The organism is Variovorax sp. P1_G12 (assembly GCF_056405555.1).
Genome location: NZ_JBFUBW010000085.1, coordinates 1 through 2,527, shown reverse-complemented (window position 1 = coordinate 2,527; position 2,527 = coordinate 1). Strand labels below are relative to the sequence as shown.

At 65.3% G+C, this 2,527-nt stretch carries 2 protein-coding genes; both read right to left on the bottom strand.

What is annotated here, in order from left to right; all coding sequences use genetic code 11:
* Positions 1-357: 357 nt before the first annotated feature.
* Complete coding sequence (locus AC1D2O_RS37595) at positions 358-1,554, bottom strand: IS91 family transposase (RefSeq protein WP_477649906.1); 1,197 nt, start codon at positions 1,552-1,554, stop codon at positions 358-360.
* A gap of 9 nt (positions 1,555-1,563) precedes the next feature.
* A complete protein-coding gene (locus AC1D2O_RS37590; protein ID WP_477649907.1) occupies positions 1,564-2,439 on the bottom strand; it encodes a tyrosine-type recombinase/integrase in 876 nt (291 codons plus the stop codon).
* Positions 2,440-2,527: the final 88 nt, after the last annotated feature.

The following is a 2,527-nucleotide window of genomic DNA, read 5'->3' as shown; positions in this document are numbered from 1 at the left end:
GGTCTAGGGTTGTCCGACACCTGTCCGTGCACGACGACAGCGCCGAGCCCGTCAACGGCCTGAGGGCAGGTGTTGGACAAGCCTCCATGGAGGAAACCGCGGAATGCACGAATGTGGCCTGAGAGGGCTACGAAGCTATGGGGATTCGGTCGGCGTGGACTGAGCTCGCGCCGGCGACGCGAGTCAAGAATTGGGCCGAAGGCGTCGTTGAGGCGCAGCGGATCGATCGCGGCGCACTGAGTTGCCCAGCGACGCGACCGGCGGCAAGGCCGTCGTCGAGTGCGAAGGCAAGACCCCGCATCGACCCAGAAGGATGAAGGGCCGAAGCTCGGACTGAACGCTGATGCAGATGTGTACTCATGGTGCCCGAAGCTGCTGAGGCGGCGCGCGGATGGGTTGCCCACGAGCGAAGGTCTGCAGGATGATCATCGGGCCGCCGCAGTGCGGGCAGAAGAAGCTCGGTCGCACGGGTTCGGGCTCGGAGTCCACGCCAGATGTGGGCGCAGCGACATCCGCTTTCTGAAGCAGCAGTTCCCGAATGCGTGCGAGGCTGGCGGTTCGATTGCCGTTGGCCAGGAGCCCGTAGTGGCGGATGCGATGGAAGCCGCCCGGCAGGACATGCAGCAGGAAGCGGCGTATGAACTCGTCGGCGTCGAGCGTCATCGTCTTGCGGCGTGTTCGGCCCTTGGCACGGTAGTCCTTCCACCGGAAGGTGACGCCACGCTCGTCCATGGCCACCAGCCGGCTGTTGGAGATGGCGACCCGGTGGGTGTAGCGCGACAAGTAGGCCAGCACTGCCTCGGGTCCGGCGAACGGGCGCTTGGCATAGACGACCCATTCGCACTGGCGTAGCGGTGCGAGCCAGTCTGCGAACGCCTTTGCGTCAGCCAGCGTGGCGTGCTCGCCGAAGAACTGCAGGCGGCCGGCGCGATGAGCGTGCTCGAGCTCTTCCAAGAAGCGTCGTCGGAACAGCCGTGAGAGCACGCGCACGGACAGGAAGAAGCCGGGCTTGCAGGCGACCCAGCGCTCGCCGTCGGACGACAGGCCACCGCCCGGCACGATGCCATGGACGTGTGGATGGTGCGTCAGCGCCGATCCCCAGGTGTGCAGCACCAAGGTCGCACCGATGCTGCCACCCAGGTGCTTCGGATCGGCCGCGATCGTCATCAGGGTCTCGGCGGCCACGTCGAACAGCAGCGCGTAGATCGAGGCCTTGTTGTAGTACGCGATGGCGCTGATCGGTGCCGGCAAGGTGAAGACGACGTGGTAGTAGTCCACTGGCAGCAGATCGGCCTGACGCGCCTCGAGCCAACGTTGTGCCGCGCTGGCCTGGCACCTCGGACAATGCCGGTTGCGGCACGAGTTGTAGGCGATCTGGTCTTGCCCGCAACCTTCGCAACGCAACACGTGGCCCCCCAGCGCCGCGCTGCGGCACTGTTCGATGGCCGACATGACCTTGAGCTGGCCGAGGCTCAGGTGACCCCGCTGCACTTGGCGCCAGCCGGGACCGTGGGTGCGGAAGATGTCGGCGACTTCCAGGGCGCAGTGCGCCATGGAGATGACCTATGCGGGCTGCAGCTTCTCCAGCGGGCTGACCACTTCGTGCAGGATCTCGGTGGCCACGTGCGTGTAGATCGAAGTCGTCTCCAGCTTCTTGTGGCCCAGCATCACCTGGATCACACGGATGTCCACCTTCTGCTCCAGCAGGTGCGTGGCGAAGGTGTGGCGCAGCGTGTGCATGGAGACGTGCTTGTCAAGCTTGGCCGCCTCTGCGGCTTCGTGGACAGCACGGTTGAGCTGGCGTGCGGTCAGCGGGTCGACCGGGTTCATGCCGGGGAACAGCCAGCCGCTGGGTAGCATCTTGCCCTTCGCGTTGGTGTACCTCCACCAGGCGCGCAGCCGCTCCAGCAGCACCGGCGAGAGCACGGCGTAGCGATCCTTGCGGCCCTTACCCTGATCGACGCGCAGCGTCATGCGCTGGCTGTCGATGTCGCTGACCTTCAGTGCAACGATCTCGCTGACCCGCAGCCCCGTGCCGTAGGCGATGGACAGTGCCGTCTGGTACTTGAGGTTGGACGCCGCAGCGATCAGGCGTGCGACCTCGTCGCGACTGAGCACCACGGGCAGCTTCTGGGGCACATGCACGTAGCTCATCCTGGCCATCAGTTCGCCCCGGTCGAGCGTGACATCGAAGAAGAACTTCAAGCCGGTGATGGTCGCGTTGAGCGTGATCGGCGAGACGCCTCGATCGACCATGTGCAACTGGAAGCGCCGCAGATCCTCTGCGGTGGCCGTGTCGGGGGAGCGTTGCAGAAAGCCGGCGAGGTACCGAACCGCGCGGACGTAGGCAGCCTGGGTCTTGGGTCCGAGCTTGCGCATGCGCATGTCGTCGAGCATGCGCTGACGCAGCGCAGAAACCGCTGGTGTCGAAGGGGTCATGATCGTGCTCCTGTCGAAGAACGAGGCCAATCGCCTCGCTCCTCAACATCCTCAACATAGACAGGGACGCGATGATTGCCAGACCCAC